Here is a 25,954-nt window from a genome sequence, read left to right on the forward strand (position 1 = left end):
ACCAGGAGTTCACCCTTTTCTGCCCGCGGGCAGGGTTATTTTATTGTGTAGTATATGGACCTGACTAACCTAAACAGAGATCGAAAGAAGAAAGGCAACAAGCCGCCGATAGACCTGAGCACCATGGTGTACGGCAAGGTGCCGCCGCAGGCAAAAGAACTGGAAGAAGCAGTGCTGGGTGCCGTGATGCTGGAGAAAGGCGCATTTGATACCGTTATCGAAATATTGAAGCCCGAATGTTTTTACGTGGATGCGCACCAGCGCATTTTCCGCGCCATGCAGGGCCTTGCCAACAAAAGCCAGCCCATCGATATTTTAACGGTGGTGGAAGAGTTGAAGTTTCGCGAGGAACTGGAAATGGTGGGCGGTCCTTATTATGTTACGCGGCTGACCAACAGCGTGGTTTCGTCGGCCAACATTGAAGCCCATGCGCGGATCATTTTGCAAAAATTCATTCAGCGGGAGCTGATCCGCATTTCCGGCGAGATCATTTCCGATGCCTATGAAGACAGCACCGACGTATTTGACCTCCTCGACGCAGCAGAAAGCAAGATGTATGAGGTTACTTCCAAACACTTGAAAAATAATTACGAATCGATCGATTCGGTGTTGGTGAAAACCATCCAGCGCATCGAAGACCTGCGGCATCGCAACGAAGACATTACCGGTGTGCCCAGCGGTTTCCCATCGCTGGATAAAGTGACCTACGGTTGGCAAAACACCGACTTGATCATTCTTGCGGCACGTCCTGCCGTGGGTAAAACCGCATTTGCGCTTAACCTTGCCCGTAATGCCGCACTGCATCCAACAAGGCCCACGCCGGTTGCTGTGTTTTCGCTTGAAATGGGCGCCAGCCAGTTGGTGCAAAGGATCCTTTCGGCCGAAAGCGAAATTTGGCTGGAAAAAATCAGCCGCGGTAAAATGGAAGAGCATGAGATGAAGCAGTTGTATGCAAAAGGCATTCAAAGGCTGGCACAGGCACCCATTTTTATCGATGACTCTGCTGGCTTGAACATTTTTGAATTGCGGGCAAAATGCCGCCGACTGAAAAGCATCAACAACATCGGCCTCATCATCATCGACTACCTGCAGCTGATGAGCGGCTCCAACGAACGCAACTCCAACCGCGAACAGGAAATTTCAACCATCTCCCGTTCGCTTAAAGGTTTGGCAAAAGAACTACAGGTGCCGGTGATTGCCCTGTCGCAGTTAAGCCGGGAAGTGGAGAAACGTAAAGACGGCAACAAGATGCCACAGCTTTCCGACCTTCGGGAATCAGGTGCCATCGAACAGGATGCCGACATGGTGTGCTTTATTTACCGCCCCGAATATTACGACGTGACGCAAAATGAAATGGGCGAAAGCAACAAAGGCGAAACCCATATTCGTATTGCCAAACACCGGAACGGTTCGCTGGAAACCATCGTGCTGCGTGCCCGCCTCGAGATCCAGCGCTTTTTCGACGACCAGGGCGGCGATGGCGGCTTTGGCGGACCAAACATGCCCGGAAGCTGGAAGCCTGTAACCGATAGCGATGGTGGCGCGGGTGCCCGCATGTTTATCCAGACTGGCAGTAAAATGAACTCGTTTGAAGACGAGGACGATCCCTTTTAACCGGTGATTTGTATGATGGAGCAATGATTTGAATGATTTATAAGAACGCCCATGCAGTTTTGCATGGGCGTTCTATTTAGTGAGTGATAAGATAAACGACACTTAATTTAAATGGGTAAACTTGCACCGTCGTTAACCAATCATTTTAATCCTTTCCAATCACACAAATCACCGGTTCCATGCGATTTTTCTTTGTCCCTGATATCACCGGTTCGCAAGTAGTGCTTGATGAAGATACTTCCAAACACATCACGCAAGTGTTGCGCATGAAAGTAGGCGATGAACTGCTGCTTACCGATGGAAGGGGCACAAAAGCAACGGCAATCATTGAAGACGACCACCGCAAACGCTGCGCAGTGCGGGTGTTGGAAAAAGAAGACGAGCCGCAACCGCAGCCACGCATCGCCATTGCAATTTCGTTGGTAAAAAATGCAGCGCGGTTTGAATGGTTTTTGGAAAAAGCAACAGAGATCGGTGTATCGGAAATCATTCCGCTGATCTGTAGCCGCACCGAAAAAGAAAAGTTTCGGTTAGATAGATTGCAAGGCATCATTACCAGTGCCCTGTTACAATCGCAGCAAAGCTGGATGCCGGTGCTGCACGAGCCCGTTGCGTTCAACCAACTGGTTGCTTCACGAACCGATGAACAAAAGTTTATTGCCCATTGCCTGCCCAACGAAAAAACAGCATTGGCCAGCGTGGCCGGCGGTCAATCTTCCATCATTCTCATTGGCCCTGAAGGCGATTTTACACCAGAAGAAATTGAAGCTACATTGGCAAGAGGCTACCAGCCGGTAGCATTAGGCGATACCCGCCTGCGCACCGAAACTGCAGGGATGGTAGCTGCCACAATTTTGCGCATTGCCAGCCCCAAATAGCGGATCGAAGTTGGCTATGGAAAAATGAGCGCATGATGGCCATTATTTTAAAAACAAAAGGTAGCCGAATCATTTAAATTCCATAACTGCTAAGTCGTTGTACTTTTTAATTGATATCTGTCCCCGCCTCCAGCTTTTGAATGGCGCCGGTTAAAAATTGTTTGTTGGTATCGTTGGGTGAAAGGGGCAGGGCCTGCCGTGCATATTTCAGTGCATTTTTATAATCGGCGGTGGCCGAGTAACCCCGGGCTAATCCAACAAGCGTGGTAAAATCATTCGGGTATTTTTTGTGGTTGGCCTGGAAAATGGCCAGCGCTTCTTTTGGTCTTTTTTGCTGCAGCAGGCCGCGGCCATATTGGTGCACTTCGGCCATGTTGGCCAGCGGGAGTTTTGCTTTTAAAATAGAATCTGCCGCAGATTGGCGTCCCAGCTTTTCGAGTATGGCGGCTTTGGTGGCCCAGGCTTGAAACATTTGTGCGCCGCCAAAGGATGGACCCGTGGCGGAATCGGACCAAAGCAGTGCTTCTGCTAAATTGGTGTTGTGCTGCAGCGCCCATTGCGCAGCCTGCTCCCAGGGCAACCAGTAAAAACCACGTTCGGTGCGCAGTTCCTTGCGAAATGATGCAATCTGGTCGGCAACATAATCCACTTCCACTTTAAATGGTATGCGCAGGTTGTCCCACTCCAGCGCAACGGTGGCGCTATTTTCGGCCTGGTCGTAAAATGCGTAGCGCAGCCACTCCACGGGCTGGGCAAGGGTTTGCGGCTTTACTTTTACCCGCAGCACATCTTCGGACTCTTTATAAAAATAGCTGCCCCAGGAGCCGGCATTGCTCGAAAAAATAAGCGTGGGCTGCGCAGCATCGTAAGCAATGAAAAATCCGTACTTGCCCGCCTTCAGCAGCTGCCCTTCAATGCGTACGTCGCCGGAAAATTCGATGGTGGTGTTTTCGTTGGCACCGGCCCGCCAGGGCGCCGCTTTGGATGGGCCAAAGCCCTGGTCGATAAAACCGGTGTGCACCACGCCGCCCCATAATTTGCCATTGCGGCCTTTTACTGCGGGCCGGTCGTAATGAATGGTAATGTCGGTGAGGCCCACCCGTTCGCCGGTCCAGGCTTTTTTATTGCCGCCGCTGGGCAGCTGGGTGAGGGTGATTTGTGCAAACGCTGCCGTGCAGCAGCATAGAAATAAAACGGCAAGTAATGCAGGCTTGTGCAGCATAAAAACGGTTTTGGCGCCAATCTAATTCGGGCTGCTATTGTTTGAAACCGTTTTGCTGGACGATGGATAAATGGCGGTATGAGCGGTTGTAGCAAAGCCACGGCACCTGGCAGTAAATTACAGTAGCGATGCATGAAAATGCTGCGCAGCGTTACCGAACGTATAAGTGTGCGACGCAACAGGCGCTACATAGTATTGATGCAGCCGGGTACAAAAAAATTATTCTTTAGGTTCTTTTTTGTCGTCTTCGCCCTTGGGTGGAGTGGGCGTTGGTTTGCCCTCCTTGTCGGTGGGTTCGATCTCGTTTTGCACTTCCAGTTTCTTTTGCACTTTGCGGCTGCCCAGGCGGAACACCGGGAAATTCATGGGGCTGTATTTGGGCTTTTCGTCGCCAAACAGCACACCCCATTGTTTGAGGTTGGAGGTGCGGTCGAATACAATTTTCATGACCGCAATGAGCGGCAGCGACAGGAACATGCCCGACACGCCGGCCATGGCACCGGCCACAATTACACCGATGATTGTAATGAGTGCGTTGATCTTTACTTTGGAGCCCACGATGCGCGGCATCAGGATGTTGTTATCGAGAAACTGCACGAATGCAATGGTGCCCAGTACAGCAAATATGGGCCACACTTCCTGCGAAGAAGACAGTGTAAGCAGCACGCCGATTAGGTTGCCGATGAGTGCGCCCACATACGGAATAAGGTTGAGTATGGCAAAAATAACCCCAATAAGGATGGCGTGTTTGATGCCAATGAGCAACAAAATGCCACCCAATAAAACAGTGATGTACGTGATTTGAATGAGCAGCCCGCCGAGATAACTTTTAATGATCACTTCCGACTCCCGCATTACTTCCTCCACCTGTTTATGGCTTTCGGGCGGAAACCAAAGGAACACAAAGCGCAGCAACAGGTTTTTGTAATACAGCAGCAGGAAAATATAAATGGGCAGGAGGCCAATGAACACAAAAATGCCCGTAACCGATGATGCTGCTGTGCCGGCAAAACCACCAGCCCAGTTGAGCAGCTTTTCGTTTTGCTGGTTGAGAAGTTCTACCTGCCGTGCAGTGGACACGCCAGTGAGGCCCTGCAGCCAGGCGCTCAGCGAGTTGAGGTGCAGCGTAACGTTTTTGCGGATCTGCGGAAAATCGTTTACGACCAAGGATAGTTGTGCGGAAAAAAACCAGATGAGGCCGGCCAGCACCAATACCAGCATCAGCAGGGCTAGTGAAATAGACAGCGCTTCGCCCAGTTTCCGGTTGCGCAAAAACCGGTACACCGGCAGCAGCATAATGGCCAGGAAAAAGGCCATGAGCAGCGGGGTAATGATGTTTTGGCCTACGATGATGATGGACCCCAAAAAGTAAAGCCCCATGAGCTCAATGGCCCTGCGGACGGTCAGCGGCATTTTTTCCATACAAAGGTTTTGACGGCGGCACTAGGGGCATGATAAAACCGGGCCAAGCGGAATGAATGTCGAACAGACGAACAAGGAACTGATGAATGACGAAGTTGGATGATTGATGAATTATTAATTATGGATTATTAATTATTGGGGCTGCTCAATTCATAACTTATAATTCATCATTCACAATTTCTCTCTTCCTTCTGCGGTTCGTCATTCCTTGTTCCTTGTTCGTTATTCTTTCTGAAATTCTTCTGTTCGTCTGTTCCTTGTTCGTCTGTTCGACATTCCTGTCTTAAAACCAAAACTCTCTCCGTCCCATATTCCAGCGGAAGCCGGCGGAAACAATGGTGGTTTTGCGGGCAGCACGGCCTTCGGGCTTTTCGTTGCGGATGGTGGCACCGGCATCTAAAAACATGTTTTGTTTTAGCTCATACGATACGTTGAACAGGGCCATTGCCACATCGGTGCGGAGGCCGGAGCCAATGTTGAAGCCATAGACTTTGCCATCACGGAACTGCGGCGAGTTGGGTAAAAAAATGTTGCTGCCAAACGAAGCTGCGCTGGAGTCGCGGCCCTGGAAATAATACATGCCGCGGGCATTGAGTGTAAGCCGCGGAATGGGCTGGTAGCGCAGCACGCCCATCACCTCCTGAAAGTTGGCCCCAACGGGATGCGCCAGCGGCTGGTTGTAATGCGTGTAGTTGGCAATGGAGTCGTCGTGTGAATAGGTAAACGGCCGAACCCTGTTGGCTTCCAATTGCAAATCGAGGTTGTTGATGCCCAGCACATCAATGTATTTAGCGCCCAGTTGCCAACCCCATTTATTGGCCCACCAGCCGCGGTTGTCGCGGAGTTCTTTCAGTTTAAATTCATCCAATAAAAGCTGCCCGTAAAATTGAAAACGTTTGGCGGCGTTTGCTTTAAAATCAATACCGGCCACTGCATTGTCGTTCGATCCGTTCTGCTGCTCCACCGACCGCAGAAAGATGATGGGGTTGAGGTAGGTAAAATCAAACCGGTTGGGGCGGCCAAATACGACGCCTTCAAACAACCCGATGTTGAGCCAGCGGGTAACGGCCAGATCTAGGTGGTGCATGGCCGCATATTTTTTCTTTAGCAACCGGTCGGCGCCGCGTGGCTCGGTGGCCTGCAGCTCCATGAAAATATTCTGGTAATTGAATTTCCAGATTCGGGTATTGAGCTTCAAAAAAAGCGTGTTGTTCGAAAAGTCGCTCAAGAAAAGACTACGTTGGCCGTTGCCGATAAAATTGCGGTCGTAGCCAAAGGAGATGTCGATGTATTTGGCCGCGTTTACCGAAAAATAACCGCGGGCATCAAAGTAGTCATAGCCCGTGCCTTTGAAATTTTGATAATAGCCCTGGTTGGGCACGGCCTTTCTTTCGGTTACCCAGCGCTGCACATACAGCGGGTCGCGTTCCTGGTTTTCGGTGAGGTATGCGGCAAAACCCACTTTGTTGGCAATGCGGCCCCGCAGCGACAAGCCGCGGCTGTTTAGAAAAAGATGCTGGTCATTGTTCCGCTCTTTTGAAACATTGTATTGAACAATGGGATTTAAAGCCAGGTAAAAATCTTCAGTGTTTACTTCATAGAGGTTAGCCGGCGTTTTATAAAAATGTTTCCAGATGGGCTTTTTGCTTTCATAACCCGAAGGGTCACCCGAAATCCACTCGAGGTTGCCCGCCATGGCGCTGTACCAGTTGTAGCGGTCGGACTTGGATTCCAGCAAATCCTCCATGCCTTCGATTTGCGGCACCACTGCTTTGCGGCTCAGCGGCCTTGTTTTCGAAAAATTAAGTACCGAGTCGGTACCCGCTTTGATCTCCAGCCGCTCCAGCAATACATTTTCCTTGGCATGCAGGGGCAGGTAGGTAGTTTGTGCCCCTGCGGCAAAAGGAAATAAAGCAACCAAAAGTTTGAGCGCTGTTGTTTTAACTTGCATGCACCTGATTTAATTAAAAGAAAGTATGCAAAAATATCTGATCCGCAATATCCAGATCGTAAATGAAGGCAGCATCCAGGCGATGGATGTGCTGATTGCCGGCGAACGCATTGAAAAAATCGCACCGTCAATAGGCAATGAAACAGGCGCCGTTGAATTAAACGGCGAAGGCAAATACCTGCTGCCCGGCGCCATCGACGACCAGGTACATTTTCGCGAGCCGGGCCTCACACATAAGGCCAATATTTACACCGAATCAAAAGCTGCAGTGGCGGGTGGCGTTACCTCGTTTATGGAAATGCCCAACACCGTTCCGCCTACACTTACCCACGAACTGCTGGAGCAGAAATACAGCATTGGTGCGGCTACTTCGCTGGCCAATTATTCTTTTTTTATGGGCACCTCCAACACCAATGTGGATGAAGTGTTGCGGGTAAATGATCGGAAAAAAGATATCTGCGGCGTGAAGATTTTTATGGGTTCTTCAACCGGCAACCTGCTGGTGGATAATTACCTCACCATCGACCGCATTTTCCGCGACAGCGAAGTGCTCATTGCCACGCATTGCGAGGAAGAAAGCATCATTAAAGCCAACCTCGAAAGGCTGAAAGCCGAGAAGGCGGTGCTGGAGCCATCCGATCATCCCATTATCCGCGATGAGGAGGCTTGTTTTGAGTCTTCGTTCAAGGCCGTGCAACTGGCCAAACGCCACGGCACCAGGCTGCATATTTTGCACATTTCAACGGAACGGGAACTGCAGTTGTTTACCAACATGCTGCCGCTGAAAGACAAACGCATCACTGCTGAAGTGTGTGTGCACCACCTGCATTTTACCTCGGATGATTATGCCCGTTTAGGCAATAAAATTAAATGCAACCCGGCCATCAAAGCACCACACAACCGCGAGGCGCTTTGGGCTGCGCTGCTCGACGACCGCCTCGATATCATTGCCACCGATCATGCGCCGCATACGTGGGAAGAAAAAGAAGAGCCTTATGAAAAAGCCCATGCTGGCTTGCCGCTGGTGCAACATTCCATGTTGCTGATGCTGGATTATTACCAGCAGGGAAAAATAGGCCTCGAAACCATTGCCCGCAAAATGAGCCATGCGGTGGCGGATTGTTTCCAGATCAGAGACCGCGGCTATATCCGCGAAGGATATTTTGCCGACCTCGTGATTGTGGACCTGGATCAATCGACCACGGTTGACAAGGCCAACATCCATTACAAATGCGGCTGGAGCCCGCTGGAAGGCACTACACTCCGCGCCGCCATCAGCCATACGTTTGTAAGTGGACATTTGGTTTATGAAAAAGGGGGCTTTAATGAATCTATAAAGGGAAAACGATTAACTTTTGACAGGTAAAGTTGTTCATGGTCGGTAGTCCATGAACCATTGACATTGAACTACGGACCCCATTTATGCAGATTGATAAAATAACATTCAACGATATTTCCATCTTCCACAGCGAGGAGGAATATTCAATTTTTAGCAAGCTCAATTTTACCCGCACCATTGGTGGCAAAGAGTGGCTGCGCCGTTTTTTTTCGGAGCCGCACAGCGATCTGAAAAAGATCCGCGGTACGCAAAACATCATCAAAACGATGATGGCGCATATCGACGAATGGCCATCGGAAATAACCAATGGTACCATCCTGGTGATGGACAAGTTTTTAGATTACCGGCTCGACCCGGGGCCGGCCAATCCAAACCCCATCACGGCACTGTCGTACCGGCTGGTGCACAGCGCCGACTATTCGATGATGAAGTATTCCATCCGGCATTTTGCGGATTTTTTCCGCGGCATGAAAAAGCTGGAGGTGTTGCTTTCCGCGGCGGACCTGCCTGCGCAGGTGGGTTTTTTAATGGAGCGGGTAAAAAAGACGCTGAACATTGAGCCGCTGGCCATACTGGCCGATGCGCCTGAAGGCGCCAAATTTACCCTCACCGATAACCTGTATTTTTCGCACCATACGCGTTGGGTGTACAAGTCGGACATACTGGAGCTGATGGATATTTACGGCCGCCTCGATGCCTGGTATTCCATGGCATTTGCGGTAAAAAAATACAACCTGCAATTCCCGCAATTCATCGAATCCGACAAGCCTTTTATCGAAGCCCGCGGCTTGTATCATGTGCTGTTGCAGGAACCCGTGGCATACGACCTGGTTCTGGACCAGGAGCGGCATTTTCTTTTTCTAACCGGCGCCAATATGGCGGGCAAAAGCACCCTCATCAGGGCGGCGGGTTCGTCGGTTTTTCTGGCCCACCTGGGCATGGGCGTGCCGGCCGCTAGCATGAGGCTGACGCTGTTCGATGGCATTCTTTCGAACATCAACGTGGCCGACAACATTGCCAAAGGTGAAAGCTATTTTTTCAACGAAGTGCAGCGGATCAAAACCACCATCAACAAAATAAACGACGGCAAAAAATGGCTGGTGCTGATCGATGAATTGTTTAAAGGCACCAATGTGCAGGATGCCATGAAATGCTCGCTGGCCGTGATCAACGGGCTCATCAAGATTAATAATTCGCTGTTTATTTTGAGCACGCATTTGTACGAAATAGGCGAGGAGTTGAAAAGCTATTCATCTATATCATTTAAATACTTTGAAACCGAAGTGCACGACGACCAATTGTCGTTTAGCTATCAATTAAAAGACGGCATTTCCAACGACCGGATTGGTTATGTAATTCTGCGCCGCGAGAAAGTGGTGGAGCTGTTAGAGCAGTTGTAAAACGAAGCGGCAAATAGGTTGGCAGTGGCATTGTGGCAATTAAAACCATTGCGCTAATTTTACCGGTTGACGCTACCACCAAATGAAACAAGCTGCGCTTTTTTTCTCCTTTTTTCTGCCTCTTTTTTTGCTGGCCCAAACCCCCGATGTACAGCATTACCGCTTTGCTTTGGAGCTGTCGGATGCGTATGATACTATTCGCGGACAAGCAGTGGTGCGGTACCAGTTGCCGCAAACATCTGCTACAATCAACCTGCATTTGCAAAGTGTTCGCAACGGCCGCGGGATGAAGGTTTCGTCGGTGCAGCAGGAGGGAAAGCCGGTTGGTTTTAAACACAGTGGCGATGTGTTGCAAATTGCTTTTGAACAGGCGCAGCCCGCGCAGGTGGGGGCCGAAATTTCCATTACCTACGCCGGCATTCCTGCCGATGGTTTGATCATTTCCAAAAACAAATACGGCGACCGAACTTTTTTTTCCGACAACTGGCCCAACCGGGCAAGGCAATGGGTGCCCTGCAACGACGAGCCCAATGACAAGGCTTCTGTTGAATTTATTGTAACGGCGCCGGTGCAATACCAGGTTATTTCCAACGGCATTTTGGTAGAAGAAACATCGGTTTCCAGCACCCTCAAAAAACATCATTGGAAAGAATCTGTTGCTATACCCACCAAGGTGATGGTAATTGGTGCGGCACGCATGGCTACTGCTTTACTCGATTCAGCAGTAGGCGTGCCCGTTAGTGCCTGGGTGTACCCGCAAGACCGTGACAAGGGCTTTCACGATTACGCCATCACCGGCCGCATGCTACAGTTTTTTACCGATTACGTTGGGCCATATGGTTTTGAAAAACTGGCCAATGTGCAATCAAAAACTGAGTTTGGCGGTATGGAAAATGCCAGCGCCATTTTTTATGCTGAAACATCGGTTACCGGCGACCGCCGCAACGAAGACCTGATGGCGCATGAAGTGGCGCACCAATGGTTTGGCAATATGGCTACCGAAAAGAGCTTTGCGCATTTGTGGCTGTCTGAAGGGTTTGCTACTTACCTCACCAATATTTACCTGGAGCATCAATATGGTGTAAAAATACTGCAGGACCGGCTGCGCATCGACCGTGAAGAGGTCATTCAGTTTGCCCGGCAAACGCGCCGCCCGGTGGTGGATGCCACTGACAATTTAATGTCGCTGCTCAATGCAAATTCCTACCAGAAAGGTGGGTGGGTGCTGCACCTGCTGCGCCGTAAACTGGGCGATGCCCATTTCCAGAAAATACTGCAAAGTTATTATGCGCAATACCGCGGCGGCAATGCCGACACCGAGGATTTTCGGAAAGTAGCTGAGGAGGTTAGTGGCGCATCGCTTGCTGATTTTTTCCAGCAATGGTTGTACAATCCCGGTGTGCCCAAAATTGAAATACGGTGGAAACACAGCCGGGGCGCCGTGCAATTGGTGATACAGCAAACAGGCGAAAATCTTTTTGATTTTCCACTGGAAATTGCCCTAGTCAACAGCGCTGGGAAGCAGGAGTTGCACACGCTGCGCATCAATAAAATCAGGGACAACTTCTCATTGCCAACCGCCACAAAACCAACCGTTTTACTCCTGGATCCAAATGTGAATATGCTGTTTGATGGGAGTGTGCGGGAAGAGCGGTAGTTGGTAGTTGGTAGTTGGTAGTTGGTAGTTGGTAGTTGGTAGTTGGTAGTTGGTAGTTGGTAGTTGAACTTTTTAAGATAGGTTATAAAAACAAAACAGGCCCGGATTGATTCCAGGCCTGTTTTTATGTTTTAGGACAGTGAAAATTCTACTGTCAACTATCATCTACCAACTGTCAACTCCTCCCGTTACACTAGCATCGTCACCGGGTTTTCCAGGAAGCGCTTGAAGGTTTGCAGGAAGGCGGCACCAACCGCGCCATCTACGGTGCGGTGATCGGCGCTGAGGGTTACTTTCATCACGTTGCTGAAACCAAATCCGTCGCCTTTGCGCACCACGATTTCCTTGATGCGGCCCACGGCCATGATGGCGCTATCGGGCGGGTTGATGATGGCGGTAAATTCTTCAATGTCCATCATGCCCAGGTTGGAAATGGTAAAAGTATTTCCGGTGAATTCGTTGGGCTGCAGCTTTTTGTTCTTTGCTTTGCCGGCCAGTTCTTTGGTTTCGGCAGCAATGGCGCTCAGCGGCTTTTGGTCGGCATGGCGCACCACCGGTACAATCAAACCATCTTCAATAGCCACGGCCACACCAATATGAATGTGCTGGTACTGGCGGATAAATTCGCCCATCCAGGTAGCATTTACAGCCGGGTGCTTGCGCAGGGCCATAGCGGCGGCTTTTACCACCATATCGTTGAACGAAATTTTCACTGCGCTGATCTCGTTCATCTGCGTGCGGGCTTCCATTGCCTTGTCCATGTTTATTTCCATGGTCAAGTAGAAGTGCGGCGCGGTAAACTTGCTTTCGCCCAAGCGCTTGGCAATCACCTTGCGCATTTGCGAAAGGGTATGGTCGGTATAACCTTCCTGGCCGGCAATTACGGGCTGGGCCTGTGCTTGCGGTGCAGCGGCTGGTGCCTGTGCGGCAGCTTGTTGTGCAGCCGGCTGGGCCTGAGGTTTGAAGTTATTGATGTCGTTTTTGGTAATGCGTCCGCTATCGCCGCTTCCCTGTACCTGTTTCAGGTCGATGCCTTTTTCGGCAGCCAGTTTTTTAGCCAGCGGTGATGCTTTAATGCGGCCACCGTCAGATGATGCTTCTGACTGTTCTGCAGCAGCAGCTTCGGGTTGGGCTGCAGGTGCAGCTTCGGGCTGTGCAGGAGCTGCGGCGCCTGCAGGTGCGCCACCTTTCGATGCCGCAACAATACCGTCAACATCTACTTTTCCTTCTTCGCCAATAATGCAGAGGAGGTCGTTTACGGCAATCTTTTGTCCTTTTTCAGCACCCTGAAACAAGAGTTTTCCGTTTTTATAGCTTTCCAGCTCCATGGTGGCTTTATCGGTTTCGATCTCCGCCAGCAGGTCGCCTTTCTTTACGTCGTCGCCAACTTTTTTGTGCCAGGCAGCAATCACACCTTCGGTCATGGTATCGCTCAGTCGGGGCATCAGCACCACTTCTTCCATTTTCGACAAATCCATTGCCGGCGCCTGTGCGGCCGACACTGGTGCAGCAGCTTGTGCTTGTGGGGCAGCGGCGGGGGCCGGAGCAGCTTCGGCTGCAGGAGCGGCTTGCGGGGCAGGAGCGGCTTGCGGGGCAGCAGCGCCGCCACCGTTCAAGTGCTGCGAAATATCTTCGCCTGCCTGGCCAATGATGGCCAACAGGTCATTTACCTGAAGTTTGCCGCCCTTGTCGGCACCTGTGTGCAGCAACACGCCATCCTTATAGCTTTCCAGTTCCATGGTAGCTTTATCGGTTTCTATTTCTGCCAGCAGGTCGCCTTTTTTCACAGGGTCGCCTACTTTTTTATGCCATGCTGCAATCACGCCTTCGGTCATTGTATCGCTCAGGCGGGGCATTAAAATCACTTCAGCCATTGGTAAATATTTATGTAATAATGCGCAGTAAAATGCGGCGTGAAATTAAGCCAAAACAGTTTAAAGCCGCCAGATGATTTTTTCGTGGAGAAAGTTCACGGGTTCACTAGTCCACAGGTTCACAAGTTGGGTTAAAACAAATTATAAACTGATTCGATAACTGGTAAACTCGTGAACTTGTGAACCCGTGAACTCGGCCTACAAGTCCAGGTCCAGCCGCAGCCGTTCGCGCAGTTCTTTTACCAGCGGGTATTGTTCAATCATTTTCTGGTATTGTTGTTTAGACGAAAGCGGCAGGTCGGAAAGATCCACGGGTTCGTCGGACTCGATGAGCGCTACCGCAAACTGCAGGTGCCGGTTGTGCAGTTCTTTTTGCAAAAAGCCGCAGGCACGGTTGCGTTCCAGCTCCAGGAACTTCTGCTGCAGGTTATTGGTAGCAGTGGCTTCAAAACTGTTTTCGTCTTTGATAATGAGCTGCGCCAGTTTAAAGCTTTGCGCCGCCGGGTTTTTTTCGCTTTCGAGTATGGCAATGAATTGATCCCAGCCGGTTTGCAAGCGGTCCTGTTCCAGCGGCACATGCACGGCTTCCGTTTGGCTGCCGGTTGTTTGTTCTATTTTTTGGCGCAGCGCCGCCAGCGATCCCAATTTGGGTTTGGCAGTCGCAGTGGTAGCCGTGTTTGCAGTGGCCACAGGCGTTGGTTCCGGCCTTGGTTGTGGCGGCGGCGGAGCGACGGGTTTTGCCGCAGTCGGTGCTGTTTCAATAACCAGTGTAGCACCCGCTGCCACGGGTGGCGGCGGTGGTGGTGGTATAGGTTTGCTTGCCGGTGGTGTGGCGCCGCTTACCGACCGGGCAACGATTGGATTGATGTTTTTAAAAGCTACGGGCCTGGCGTCAGCTGTTTTTTTTTTATCCAGCCCACCGTCCGTGGCCGATAGTTCCAGCGCCTGCTGCAGGTAACAAAGTTTGATCAGGGCCAGCTCCACGTGCAGCCGTTTGTTGCGGGCCGTTTTATAGGCAATCTCCGCTTCAGTCAGCAGGTTCAGGGCGCTAATGAGGTAGCCGGCCGAAGTGCGGCGGGCCATATCGCGGTAGCGCTGGCGGAAGCTGTCCACAACCTCAAGCAAACCGGCCACGCGGTCGTCTTTGCAAATAAGCAGGTTGCGGATGGTTTCGGCAAAGCCGTTGAGTACGGCATCGCCTTCAAATCCTTTTTTATTGATGTCGTCGTACAGCAGCAACGCACCGGCCAGGTCCTGGGCCAGCATACAATCCATCAGCCGGAAATAATAATCGGCGTCGAGGATGTTGAGGTGCTCAATGGTATTGTCGTAAGTAACCTGGCCGTTTGTAAAAGAAACGATCTTATCCAAAATACTCAGCGCATCACGCATGCAGCCTTCGCTTTTTTGCGCAATCATTTGCAGCGCCGCTTCGTCGGTAGCAAATGCTTCTTTGATGCCGATGCCTTGCAGATGGTCCACCGTATCCTGCAGGGTAATGCGTTTGAAATCGAAGATCTGGCACCGGCTTAAAATGGTGGGCAGGATCTTGTGTTTTTCGGTAGTAGCCAAAATAAAAATGGCGTAGGGTGGCGGCTCTTCCAGCGTTTTCAAAAACGCGTTGAACGCAGCCGACGACAGCATGTGCACCTCATCGATGATGTACACTTTGTATTTGCCCGCCTGCGGCGCAAAACGTACCTGCTCTACCAGTGCCCGGATGTCTTCCACAGAGTTGTTGGAGGCGGCATCGAGTTCGTGGATATTCAGCGAAGTGCCTTCGTTAAATGAGCGGCAGGAGTGGCACTCATTGCAGGCTTCGCCATCGGGTTGCTGCGCTTCGCAGTTGATGGTTTTGGCCAGGATGCGGGCACAGGTGGTTTTGCCCACGCCCCGCGGACCACAAAACAAAAACGCATGCGCCAGGTGGCCCGTGCGGATGGCATTTTTAAGCGTCGTGGTGATATGTTGCTGGCCCACCACCGTATCGAAGGTTTGGGGCCTGTATTTACGTGCCGAAACAATAAATTTTTCCATAGTGCTTGCTGAAGGCGAAGGTAAGAGAGAAGTCGGGAAAGTCGGAAAAGACAGGAAAGACGGGAAAGAAAGTTGGGGTGATCGAAGGTGTCCTTTTTAAAACATTCTGTTTGAAAATAAAGGAAGACTTTGTGCCTGGCGTGTGTCATGCCGAACTTGTTTCGGCACCTCCTGCGCAATGAAGCATCATTAAAATCTGAAGGTTTTTCTAACATGCCATTAATAGCATTTTGAAGGAGATGCCGAAACAAGTTCGGCATGACAATTCCCGAGAATGAAGTTTTCTCCAGCCGAATCAGTTTAAAAGGAAAAAGGAGAACGTTCCAATTCCTCCTTGTAAAAGCATTTGCCAAATACAGCCACACCTTTTCCGACTTTACTGTCTTTACTGACTTTTCGGTCTTTCCCCTAATTCAAAACCGGGTGCCGCTTAAACTCCTTCGTCCGGTCGAAATTGTAGCGGTAGGTAACCAGCCTGCGGGTAATGTTGGTTTCGCCGAGGCTTTGGGCAATGTTCACCATTTTCGGGTTGAAGTCGCCGATCCACTGCATCTCGTATTCCTCGTAATGAACGTTGGGTTGCTGCACCACTTTTGCGGCTTCGCCAATCATGTAGGCGTCCACACCTTTTCCCTGAAACTCGGGCACCACGCCAAAGGCCAGCCCGGTAAACTTTTTAGCCGGCTTTGTTTTTTTGATCCACAAAAATTTCAGTTTGTGCCACAGGTCAAACTTGCCGTGCAGGTGCTTGAACCACTGGTTCAGGTCGGGCAGGTTAATGAACATCGAAATCGGTTCGCCTTTATAGTAGGTAAACCAAACCAGCCGTTCGTCCATTACCGGCGCCATTTTTTTGAACATCAGTTTTACCTGTTCCAGCTTCATCGTCTTCATGCCGCCATGGCCCGCCCATGCTGCATTGTATACGGTGGTAAAATCCTGTGCAAACTTGTCGAGCCTATTTTTACGAATGTGCTGCGATGAAAAATCGGGGTCGGCGGCAAGGGCAGCGTGGCGCTCAAACATTTTGTTTTTAAGCTTGCTTTTGGGGTCCATGCCCAGGCAAATTTGATTGAAAAAAGGTTGAAAGCCGTACTGCTCAAACAGGTGCTGGTAGTAGGGCGGGTTGTAGTTCATGCCATAGAGCGGCTCCTGGAAACCTTCCACCACCAGGCCCCAAAAGCGGTCGCGTTCGCCAAAGTTGATGGGCCCATCCATGGCGGTCATGCCTTCGCTTTCAAGCCATTGTTTGGCAGTGTCGAAAAGCAGGTTGGCTGCTTCATCGTTGTTGATACAATCGAAAAAGCCCACACCGCCAACAGGGCCGTCATCGCCTTTTGAGCGGTATTTTTTATTGATAAATGCAGCGATGCGCCCTACGTACTGGCCGCTATCGTCTTTCAGCAGCCAGCGCCGGGCGGTGCCAAAACGAAACGCTTTGTTTTTCGCCGGGTCAAATGTCTCCAGGATGTCTTTATCCAACGGTTGGATATAGGCTGGATTGCCCTTGTTTACCCAAACGTTCACTGCCAGAAAAGCTTTTTCCAATGCGGGGCCCGTAACCTCCACCAATTGCATCATACCAAAATTGTTGAAGCGCAAATATAGCCGGAAGGGGAGGAATGGGCAGGTCGGGCATTTAGTAAAACAAAAAGACAGGAAAGGCAGTGAGCAACACATTGTTTAACTAAACCGTGTTCCTCCCTGCCTTCCCTGTCTCCGTGGTTTTATAACCACGCGGATCTTTCCTTAGCGCTGTGCCACTGCCATCGAATCCTTTGTGCTGGCTCCGTTTTGCTGCAGCGAGCTGGGGAACATTTTAGCAGCCAGGCGTTTGTCGTGGCCGTAAATGTCTTCGCGGAAATTTAGTTTACCCGCATCGTCCACCCATGCAGTGTAGTAGGTAATTACTACAGGCACCGGGTCTTTCAGTTTTACATATTTTTCCTCGCCTGCATTCATCGCATCGTTAATGCGGTCGGGCGTCCACTCGGGCTGGTCGCGCAGCAGGTAGTTAGCCATTTTCTCCGGCTCGGCCAGACGGATACAGCCATGGCTAAATGCCCGCTTGGTGCGTTCAAACAAGCTTTTCGAAGGCGTGTCGTGGAAATAAATATCAAAGGAGTTGGGGAACAAAAATTTCACCTTGCCCAACGCGTTGCCCGGCCCGGGCTTTTGCCGGATGGTGGGCAGATCGCCTTTGTCGCTTACAATTTCCATGTTCTGCCCATCCAGGTAATTGGGGTTACGTTGCATTGCCGGCAGTACTTCATTTTTTACAATAGAAGTGGGCAGGTTCCAGTATGGGCTGAACACGATCTGGTTCAGGTCACCAGTAAACATGGTGGTGTTGGTGCCTTGTTTGCCCACTACCACTACCATATCAAACACCCGGTTTTTGCCCTCATACACGTGCAGCATAAACTCCGGGATATTTACCAGGATCAGTTTGCCCGATGGATCGGGTGGCAGCCAGCGCATCCGGCCCAAGTTCATCAGCAATTGCTGCAAGCGGGCTTCCGCCGGTACGTTCATTTCTTTGATGGTTGCCGCATTGATGATGCCATCGTCGGTAAGGCCATGCCTTGCCTGGAACTGTTTTACCGCAGTTTCCAGTGTGTCGGAAAAAGCATAGCTGCTGTCTGCAACGGGCAGGTCGCCGGTAATTTGCAGGCGTTTTTTCACCACCGCAATCACCGGGTTTGAAGTGCCTTTGCGCAGCGTTTTGGTGCCTGCGGGGATGGGTTGCCAGCCGCCGGCTTTTACAATTTCAATGTATTTGCCCAACTGCTCCTTCAGCAGGCCGTAGGGGCGGTGCACATCTTCAAAATATTTGTTGTCCTTGTGTTTTTTGTTGTACAGCGAATCGGCCAGGTACACGGCATCTTCTTTTTTCCGCGGAATAAACCGCTCCATTTCCTTGCGCTTTACATAACCGCCGTCAAACTCCGCCATCATGTACTGGATAAAATGCTGGGTAAGCGCCAGTTCGGTGTTGATGGATTTTGCATCGCTGCTTTTTACCGAAAGCGATTCGGCTGCCAGCAGGTCGTCCATGCGTTTTTCCAATTCCTTGTCGTGGAGTACGGTATCGTGGCTGTTGGCCGATGTGTGGTAGTCGTGCAGGTTCCAGAAACCGCGGGCCTGCTCGGTAAGCCCGCTGGAGGTAAACCAGGCAAACTGGTAGTTGCGGGTATTGTAAAACGACCGCATCCGGCGGGAAATAGAGTCGGGGGTGGATTTGGTGCTAATAAAATTTTCCAGCGCCGCACTATCCAGGAACAGATCCGAATAGGCAACGTCGGGGGTAATGCTGTAATCGCGGCGGCTTACGTTTTTCTTGGCTTTTTCTTCGGTACTGCCTTCGTCCGAGCTTTCACCATTTACCTGTGCATTGCCACAGGCGCTCAATAGGGTGCTGCAAAATGCGAGGAGGATTAATAGCTGTTTCATACAGCTAAGCTGGACAAAAAAAATGCCCATACTTTTTATATGGGCAAATGTGCTTCAGAGTGCTGGTACTGCTTTCCGGCAATAGACCTTTTGTTGTTTTACTGCTCAGTTTTCCCCACAATGTGTGGAGTATTTTTCCATGCTCCCCAAATTTCAGGCACGCTGCTTAGTGCAGGAATAGGGAGGAACACAAAACAAGGAAACTAAACAAAACCAAGGCGGAAACAAAGATTTTAAAGTGAAGGGTGCGCTGGGCCATTGCAGGATGCTTGTGATAAAAGCGCAATACCGAGATCTGAACGCGTCTGATTTGTTTGTACGATTTCATAAAGTGGGTTTGGTAAAGCAGTTAGTTGCAAAAGGCGTGCAAAAGTAATGGATTTTAAATTATAATCATGTTTGTAAATGGTTGTATGTCCGTAAAAACGTCTGGTATTATAAAAATTGCCGCGCCGTTTTTCTTTTGGACAGCATTTTGCACCCTGCCCCATATGAAGCGGTTGCCCTTCGATTATTCGCTGGATTATGCTGGGCTGGACCTGCGCCGGCAGCCACACCTGTACCGGGTGGGCAAAGGCGAACAGGGCGTTTTGCTGGTGCAGCCATACAAATCGGAGCTGTTGCCGCACTGGCGTTTCAAAACACCTGAAATAGCGCGGCAGTCGGCCGATACGCTGTACCAGATGTTCCTGGATTATAAGGCGGCCGGCGATTTTGTGGGCATGGATATGGCCCGCAAGTTTTTGCAAATGGGCTACACCCGCAGCCGGCGCTACGCCAATCATAAATCCGGCAAAAAATACGATGGCCCGGTGCCGCAGGATCAGAAAGGCCGCAGCGGCGCCCATGGCCGCGACATGCTGCCGTTGGATGCCGACCCGGAGAAAGCAGCTGCTGCGCGCATTTTTTACGAGCAATGGCAACAGGCCAAAAACGACCCCGATTACCGGGCGGCAGCGCAGGCACATATTGAACAATATGAAACTGCGCCGGTTAATAATACACCCACCAAAAAGAACAAGAAATGATTAACCTCGGATATGCCTGCATTAACCTGAGCCTGAACGAACAGGGCGTGACCACCAACCGGGGCATGATCCGCCGTACTTTTTTGGAAAAAGGCGTGCAGTATGCATCGCAACTGGCGTTGCAAAATGCGCAGGCACTGCTGCAGATTGTGGAATGGAACGTGGCCAACGGTGTGCACCTGTTCCGTGTTACTTCCGATCTTTTCCCTTGGGCCTCAGAATACCGCATTACCGAGCTGCCCGATTTCCGGGAAATACGCGAATTGCTGGAAGCCGTGGGCCGGCACCCGGTGCGGCTTACCTCGCATCCCGGTCCGTTCAATAAACTGGCAGGCAGCGGCGCCACTTTGGACAACACGATCAAAGACCTGGAAACGCATTCCGAGATCTTCGACCTGATGGGCCTGCCCGCCACGCATTGGCACAAAATAAACATTCACGTGGGCGGCGCCTACGGCGATAAAGTCGAAACGCTACGCCGCTTTGCGCAAAACTTTGCGCTGCTGTCGGCCAACTTGCGGGGCCGCCTGTCGGTGGAGAACGATGATAAACCGGGCTTGTTTACGGTGGAAAACCTGCTGCCGCTGCATCAGTACATCGGCATTCCTATAGTGTTTGATTATTTTCACCACAGCCTGCACCCCGGCAACTTAACGGAGCAAGAAGCTTTTGAAGCAGCGTACAGCACCTGGAAAGTCAAGCCGCTTTTCCATTATTCTTCATCCAGACGGCACAACGAAGACCCCACGGCTAAGAAAGAGGCCCACGCCGATTTTATTTACGAGCCCATCAATACATACGGCTACGTAGTGGATATCGTGCTGGAAGCCAAAATGAAGGAACTGGCCATGCAGCGTTACCTACAGCAGTTTGGCCCCATTGCCGGCAGCAATATGGGCGTGGCGATGGAGGGCGGGAAAGCAGCGTAAGAACGCAAAAGTCAAAAGGCAAAAAGGTGCGTAGTCGGAAGCTGGTGGCTTTTGATTAAAATAACCGCCCGATTGCTGCAGGCCTGCGGTCGGTGCGCTCCAGCAGGGCTTCATCCTCTACCCGCACTTCATCTTTAATAGTTATCGATAAACCCATAGAGGCATACAGGTTGCCGGCAGCCTTTTCGGTTTTGCCCAACACTTCGCTGTTGCTGCCCATGTCGGTAAAACTTTGCAGCCAGCAAAACAGCGGCTTTTCATCCACCTTGCCCAGGTATTTGCCTACAATGCCTGCCAGGTTAAACACCAGGTTGCTGATATCCTCCACGCCGGTTTTGCTTTTCAGTAAATTATCCAACGCTGCAGAAAGCAGCTTAAAACTGCTGTCGCGCTGCACCTCCGAAAGTACCGAAGCCGTGTCGCGCAGCGGTTGCTTGCTTTTGATCAGTGCCGAAAACACATGTACGTCGGCAGGGGCCGTTTCGCCGGGTTTGTTGCGCTGCCAGGAACACAGGGTTTTGTCCACGTTCAGCGCATCGTCGTTCTCCACTTTTTCAAAAGCCTTCAGGTGCAGCCGCAGGCTGGTGCCGCCCATATTGGCTGCAACCATGTTAAGGAAATACAGTTTTGCATAACCCGGTAACGGTGCCACCGCCGGCGTGTTGTTATTTTTTACCAGCACGTGATTGAGGTTGATGGCCAGCCCGCAAATGTCGCCGGGTGGCGTGGTGCCCGGCTGCAGCGGCTTAAAGGCGTGTTCCTCGGTGTACAGGCTTTGCCTGAAGTTGATCATTGTTACAGGTATTTGGGGTTAGTAAAACGATGTAACGGGAACAAACAAGTGCTTTTTTCCTTACTGTGAAAAGCAGGTAATTAAATATGCGCCGATAATTTCAAATATACAATAACCCGTGTCAGGTAATTGTGCTGCGGCACTTGCATTTGGATTTTTTAATATGGAACTTTAAAGACACCACGCAAAAAACTCCATCATGAAAATCATTGTTTACAGTTTAGTCGCCATCATCATTGCATCGTGTACGCTGCACGGCCAGCAGGATGCGCAGGAAGCTTCTTTGCTGCGTAAGTTGGGCAAACAGCAATCCGAACGCAGAGAAGTGGACCGCGCCAAGGCCAACGGCATGTACGAAAACCACAAAAAAGGCCGGGTAAAAAAGGTGAACCAACTCATCGCCGAATTTGACCGCGAAGAGCTGATCCAGATCCTGAGCCAGGAGTCGGACCAGCCGACTGTAAAGTTTTTCCTTGCCTCCTACACCGATAATGAAGGGCCCATGCGCCGCGACGATCCTACCATTTTGATGCAGGTGGCCTACACGCCGGCCCAAACCAGCAAGGCCGCCGCAGTTGCACTCACCTACAAATATTTTGAACCCAACAAACTTTGCCCGCCACCGTCGCCCTGCGGCGATGGGCTGGAAATGAATTGAGGTTGTTTTTTTTAAAACGGAACCGGTCATGTGGCGGCAGCATCCTCGTGCCGGCTTGCCGCCACAGTTTTAATGCGTTTGCCACCGGCCTTGTTCCAGTTTTTTAAAGAAACCCGGCTGCGGAGTTGCTTCAGTTTTTGCGATTGTACAAACTTCACCACCAGGTGTTCCAAAAAGTGGTGAATGGGCACCAGCAGGGCGATAATAAAAATTTTGCCCAGCCAGATGTAGAGCGGCTTACCGTGTGCTGCGTGGTGCAGGCTGGTATCGATGAGGAGGATAATAAACTCGAACAGGCAGATAAACGAAATATACCCCAGCATCTTGGTAACAAACTTCGATACGGGAAACATGCCGGCCACAATCAGGAACACGAAAAGTACCACGATAGCCAGCGAAATAATGTTGTATTGCAGGTATTTTTCCCGCTCCATTTTGTGCTCCAGTTCCTGCAGGTCGTGCTGGTGAATATTGTTGGCCCGCTCCACCTCCAGCAGCGCCAGTTCGCGTCCGCTGTTTACCCGGTTGGCCGAATCGAGGTATAAAAGGTACTCTTCGTTGGAACTGTGTGCTGCTTTATAATCGCCGATGGCCGCCTGTGCCTGGCTGGTTGATAGCAGCAGTTGCCGGTTGGCGAGCAAGGTGCACAACTGGCGGGAAAGGCTCAGGGCCGATGCAAAATAGGGGAGTGCCTTGTCCGGTGCGCCTAGCTGCAGGTAGCAATTACCAATGTTTTGGTTCAGCTCGATCAGCCCCGGTGCATCAAGTGCCTGGCGTAGTTCAGACTCCGCATTTTTATAATAAACAATTGCCGAATCGGGCTGACTGGCGTAAAAATATACCGAGCCGATCTGCCACTGAAACTGTGCCGGCCCGCGGTTGAGTTGCAATTGGTACAGGTCGGGATTGTTGTGCAGGTAGCTCAGTGCGGCAGCGCTGTTTTTCTCCACCACCATGTGGTAGGCAAACATGAGTTGTTTGGCAAACATCCGGTTGCGTTCCGAACCGAGGCTGTCCGACAGTTGCAGTGCCCGCTGGATGTATTCTTTCTGTTCTGCCACCCGCGCCAGGTCCACATAATCGTAGAGCATGCCATGTGGATCTTTCCGGCCGCGGTTTGCCTCCAGGCTTTTGTGCAGAATATTTTCGGCCAGGTCGGCCCGGCCCAAGCCGTTGTATAGCATGGCTATGTGGTGAAATGCGGCTGTTTGCTGCCCGTAGGCCTTTTCGGTATAAGCCAGGTCGTATGCCTGATTGTAGTGTTCATACGCGGTCAGTGCGTTGCCTTTACCTAAAAAAATATCACCAATCTCCAGTAGTAGCGCCGTCCGCACCGAATCCTGCGGCGATTTTTCAAGAGCCAGCGCAGCCTGTGCCGTTTGTTCCAAAGCGGCATCAAACCGGTTCCGGTTGCGCAAGATGGCGGCCTTGCGGATATGCGCCATCGCCTGATAGTCGTGCCTGCCTATCGAACGGGCATGGGCAAGGCCGCGGTCTACAAACTGCAGCGCCTTGTCGAATGTGGCCACCGAATTCCAGGAGTTGATGTTTTGGGCTGTGTAGGAAAACAGCACCTGCAATACCAGGTTCCGGTTAGCAGAGCTTTCGGCCAGCGAAAGCTGCTCCTGCAGCACGCTGTCGCCTTTAGTGGCGTCTTTATAAATATAATAATGGATGGCCAGCCGCCCCAGTGCCGCCACCTTTTCCGAATCGGAGGCGGCCTGTTGCACCTGCTGGCTAAGCTGCCGGATCTGTTGGTTATAATCGCTGGCTTGTTTTTGGGCCACACAAATTGCCGGTAAAAGCAGCAATAAAAAGAGCTGGAGCCGGAAGGGCATATGCGTTGATTTTCTGGTGGAGGCTTAAGCTGTAGAAAGTTAGCGAATTAAAACCGCTTCTCATATGTTTAACCAGTTGGAACCATGCATGGTTGGAAACGATGGGGAAACGTGTATTCGCCAGTAATACCGCTCATTTAAACCAGCGTAAAAAATTTTATCCCACAATTGGGGAAAAATCCGCCGCTGCGGCCATATTATATGTGCGGGTATCATTTGCTAATTACCCCCATCCCCTTACCTTTGCAGCCTGAAACTAAAACCGGTGTCAAAGGGTGCCGGTTCTTTTATAGATAACTCCCCCTTTACAAACGCTATTTATGGCAAAAGTTGGTAAGGTTAAACAAATCATCGGCGCGGTGGTGGACGTACAGTTCGAAGGCCAGCTGCCCGAAATTTTCAATGCGCTTGAAATCAATCGCGGCAACGGCGAAAAACTGGTGCTGGAAGTGCAGCAACACCTGGGCGAAGACAGTGTGCGCACCATCGCCATGGATGGTACCGAGGGTTTGACCCGCGGAGTGGACGCAGTAGACACCGGTGCGCCCATTACCATGCCTGCCTCCGAAGCCATTAAAGGCCGCCTGTTCAACGTAACCGGCGACCCCATCGATGGATTGCCGCCCGTGCCCAAAGTGAACGGCCGCCCCATTCACGCCAAGCCGCCGGCTTTCGAAAACCTCTCTACTGCTACCGAAGTACTGTTTACCGGTATCAAAGTTATTGACCTGATCGAGCCTTATGCAAAAGGTGGTAAGATCGGTTTGTTTGGTGGTGCGGGTGTAGGTAAAACCGTACTCATCCAGGAACTAATCAACAACATCGCCAAGGCTTATTCCGGTTTGTCGGTATTTGCCGGTGTGGGCGAACGTACCCGCGAAGGAAATGACCTGATGCGTGAAATGATCGAAGCCGGCATTATGAAATACGGCGACGCATTTAAACACAGCATGGAAGAAGGCGGCTGGGACCTGAGCAAGGTAAACGCCGAAGAGCTGGCCGATTCTAAAGCCACCTTCGTGTTTGGCCAGATGAACGAACCTCCCGGAGCCCGTGCCCGTGTTGCCCTTTCGGGTCTGACCATTGCCGAATACTTCCGCGATGGTGATGGCACCGGCCGTGGCCGCGACATCCTGTTCTTTGTGGACAATATCTTCCGCTTTACCCAGGCCGGTTCCGAAGTATCAGCCCTGTTGGGCCGGATGCCTTCGGCGGTAGGTTACCAGCCTACGCTGGCTACCGAAATGGGTCTGATGCAGGAACGCATTACTTCTACCAAAAATGGTTCGATCACTTCGGTACAGGCCGTTTATGTACCTGCCGATGACTTGACCGATCCGGCTCCGGCAACAACCTTTGCCCACCTCGATGCCACTACGGTACTTTCCCGTAAGATCGCGGATTTGGGTATCTATCCGGCCGTGGATCCGCTGGATTCTACTTCGCGTATCCTGATGCCTTCTGTAGTGGGCGAAGCGCACTACAATACAGCAAACCGTGTGAAACTGATCCTTCAGCGTTACAAGGAACTGCAGGACATCATCGCCATCCTGGGTATGGACGAACTGAGCGACGAGGACAAACTGACTGTAAGCCGTGCCCGCCGGGTACAGCGCTTCCTGTCGCAGCCGTTCCACGTAGCCGAGGCGTTCACCGGTTTGAAAGGTGTACTGGTGCCCATCGAAGAAACCATCCGTGGCTTCAACATGATCATGGACGGTGAAGTAGATGAGTACCCTGAAGCTGCCTTCAACCTGGTAGGTACCATCGACGATGCGATTGAAAAAGGCAAGAAATTGCTGGCTCAGGCGCAGGGATAAGATTTCAGTACGTAGTACTTAGATTTGAGTACTTAGACTGA

General features: G+C 51.1%; 18 protein-coding genes. 9 read left to right on the forward strand and 9 right to left on the reverse strand.

What is annotated here, in order from left to right; genetic code table 11:
- Nucleotides 1-54 precede the first annotated feature (54 nt).
- Nucleotides 55-1,614 (forward strand): replicative DNA helicase, encoded by a 1,560-nt coding sequence (dnaB, locus tag DRJ53_RS12125; protein ID WP_114235894.1) that lies wholly within the window; start codon nt 55-57, stop codon nt 1,612-1,614.
- A gap of 179 nt (nt 1,615-1,793) precedes the next feature.
- On the forward strand, nt 1,794-2,492 hold the full coding sequence (locus DRJ53_RS12130) for an RsmE family RNA methyltransferase (RefSeq protein WP_114235895.1): 699 nt from the start codon (nt 1,794-1,796) through the stop codon (nt 2,490-2,492).
- Between the two features lie 106 nt (nt 2,493-2,598).
- Here DRJ53_RS12130 and DRJ53_RS12135 read toward each other — a convergent pair whose 3' ends face one another.
- From DRJ53_RS12135 to DRJ53_RS12145, 3 genes are all read right to left on the reverse strand, one after another.
- Entirely contained in the window at nt 2,599-3,714 is a 1,116-nt protein-coding gene (locus DRJ53_RS12135) for a DUF2911 domain-containing protein (protein ID WP_114235896.1), read from the reverse strand.
- 219 nt (nt 3,715-3,933) lie between these two features.
- Entirely contained in the window at nt 3,934-5,136 is a 1,203-nt protein-coding gene (locus DRJ53_RS12140; RefSeq protein WP_114235897.1) for an AI-2E family transporter, read from the reverse strand.
- Nucleotides 5,137-5,419: 283 nt separating this feature from the next.
- Entirely contained in the window at nt 5,420-7,087 is a 1,668-nt protein-coding gene (locus DRJ53_RS12145; protein WP_114235898.1) for a hypothetical protein, read from the reverse strand.
- 25 nt (nt 7,088-7,112) lie between these two features.
- On the opposite strand from DRJ53_RS12145, the gene DRJ53_RS12150 reads away from it, so the two are divergent.
- From DRJ53_RS12150 to DRJ53_RS12160, 3 genes are all read left to right on the forward strand, one after another.
- On the forward strand, nt 7,113-8,453 hold the full coding sequence (locus DRJ53_RS12150) for a dihydroorotase (protein ID WP_114235899.1): 1,341 nt from the start codon (nt 7,113-7,115) through the stop codon (nt 8,451-8,453).
- 56 nt (nt 8,454-8,509) lie between these two features.
- Nucleotides 8,510-9,826 carry a MutS-related protein gene (locus DRJ53_RS12155; protein ID WP_114235900.1) on the forward strand — a complete coding sequence of 439 codons (1,317 nt, stop codon included), beginning with the start codon at nt 8,510-8,512 and terminating at the stop codon, nt 9,824-9,826.
- Between the two features lie 82 nt (nt 9,827-9,908).
- Nucleotides 9,909-11,483, forward strand: a complete 1,575-nt coding sequence (locus DRJ53_RS12160) for a M1 family metallopeptidase (protein ID WP_114235901.1) — start codon at nt 9,909-9,911, stop codon at nt 11,481-11,483.
- Nucleotides 11,484-11,671: 188 nt separating this feature from the next.
- Here DRJ53_RS12160 and DRJ53_RS12165 read toward each other — a convergent pair whose 3' ends face one another.
- The 4 genes from DRJ53_RS12165 to DRJ53_RS12180 form a co-directional block, all read right to left on the reverse strand.
- Nucleotides 11,672-13,357, reverse strand: a complete 1,686-nt coding sequence (locus DRJ53_RS12165) for a pyruvate dehydrogenase complex dihydrolipoamide acetyltransferase (protein WP_114235902.1) — start codon at nt 13,355-13,357, stop codon at nt 11,672-11,674.
- Between the two features lie 198 nt (nt 13,358-13,555).
- Nucleotides 13,556-15,394 carry a DNA polymerase III subunit gamma/tau gene (locus DRJ53_RS12170; RefSeq protein WP_114235903.1) on the reverse strand — a complete coding sequence of 613 codons (1,839 nt, stop codon included), beginning with the start codon at nt 15,392-15,394 and terminating at the stop codon, nt 13,556-13,558.
- A gap of 408 nt (nt 15,395-15,802) precedes the next feature.
- On the reverse strand, nt 15,803-16,975 hold the full coding sequence (locus DRJ53_RS12175; protein WP_241558531.1) for a hypothetical protein: 1,173 nt from the start codon (nt 16,973-16,975) through the stop codon (nt 15,803-15,805).
- 168 nt (nt 16,976-17,143) lie between these two features.
- On the reverse strand, nt 17,144-18,847 hold the full coding sequence (locus DRJ53_RS12180; protein WP_114235960.1) for a L,D-transpeptidase family protein: 1,704 nt from the start codon (nt 18,845-18,847) through the stop codon (nt 17,144-17,146).
- Nucleotides 18,848-19,338: 491 nt separating this feature from the next.
- On the opposite strand from DRJ53_RS12180, the gene DRJ53_RS12185 reads away from it, so the two are divergent.
- Together DRJ53_RS12185 and uvsE are read left to right on the forward strand one after the other, a co-directional pair.
- Nucleotides 19,339-19,875: a DUF4385 domain-containing protein gene (locus tag DRJ53_RS12185; RefSeq protein ID WP_114235961.1), complete on the forward strand. Its 537-nt coding sequence runs from the start codon at nt 19,339-19,341 to the stop codon at nt 19,873-19,875.
- Entirely contained in the window at nt 19,872-20,804 is a 933-nt protein-coding gene (uvsE, locus tag DRJ53_RS12190) for a UV DNA damage repair endonuclease UvsE (protein WP_114235904.1), read from the forward strand. The genes DRJ53_RS12185 and uvsE overlap by 4 nt, the downstream gene beginning before the upstream one ends.
- A 55-nt stretch (nt 20,805-20,859) precedes the next feature.
- On the opposite strand, the gene DRJ53_RS12195 is transcribed toward uvsE, so the two are convergent.
- On the reverse strand, nt 20,860-21,597 hold the full coding sequence (locus DRJ53_RS12195; RefSeq protein WP_114235905.1) for a hypothetical protein: 738 nt from the start codon (nt 21,595-21,597) through the stop codon (nt 20,860-20,862).
- A gap of 199 nt (nt 21,598-21,796) precedes the next feature.
- Between DRJ53_RS12195 and DRJ53_RS12200 the strand changes: the two genes are divergently transcribed.
- Nucleotides 21,797-22,255: a hypothetical protein gene (locus tag DRJ53_RS12200; RefSeq protein WP_114235906.1), complete on the forward strand. Its 459-nt coding sequence runs from the start codon at nt 21,797-21,799 to the stop codon at nt 22,253-22,255.
- A gap of 26 nt (nt 22,256-22,281) precedes the next feature.
- On the opposite strand, the gene DRJ53_RS12205 is transcribed toward DRJ53_RS12200, so the two are convergent.
- On the reverse strand, nt 22,282-24,093 hold the full coding sequence (locus DRJ53_RS12205; protein ID WP_114235907.1) for a tetratricopeptide repeat protein: 1,812 nt from the start codon (nt 24,091-24,093) through the stop codon (nt 22,282-22,284).
- Nucleotides 24,094-24,413: 320 nt separating this feature from the next.
- Between DRJ53_RS12205 and atpD the strand changes: the two genes are divergently transcribed.
- Complete coding sequence (gene atpD, locus DRJ53_RS12210) at nt 24,414-25,913, forward strand: F0F1 ATP synthase subunit beta (protein ID WP_114235908.1); 1,500 nt, start codon at nt 24,414-24,416, stop codon at nt 25,911-25,913.
- Nucleotides 25,914-25,954: the final 41 nt, after the last annotated feature.

Source organism: Paracnuella aquatica (assembly GCF_003332885.2).
Lineage (GTDB): Bacteria > Bacteroidota > Bacteroidia > Chitinophagales > Chitinophagaceae > Flavisolibacter > Flavisolibacter aquaticus.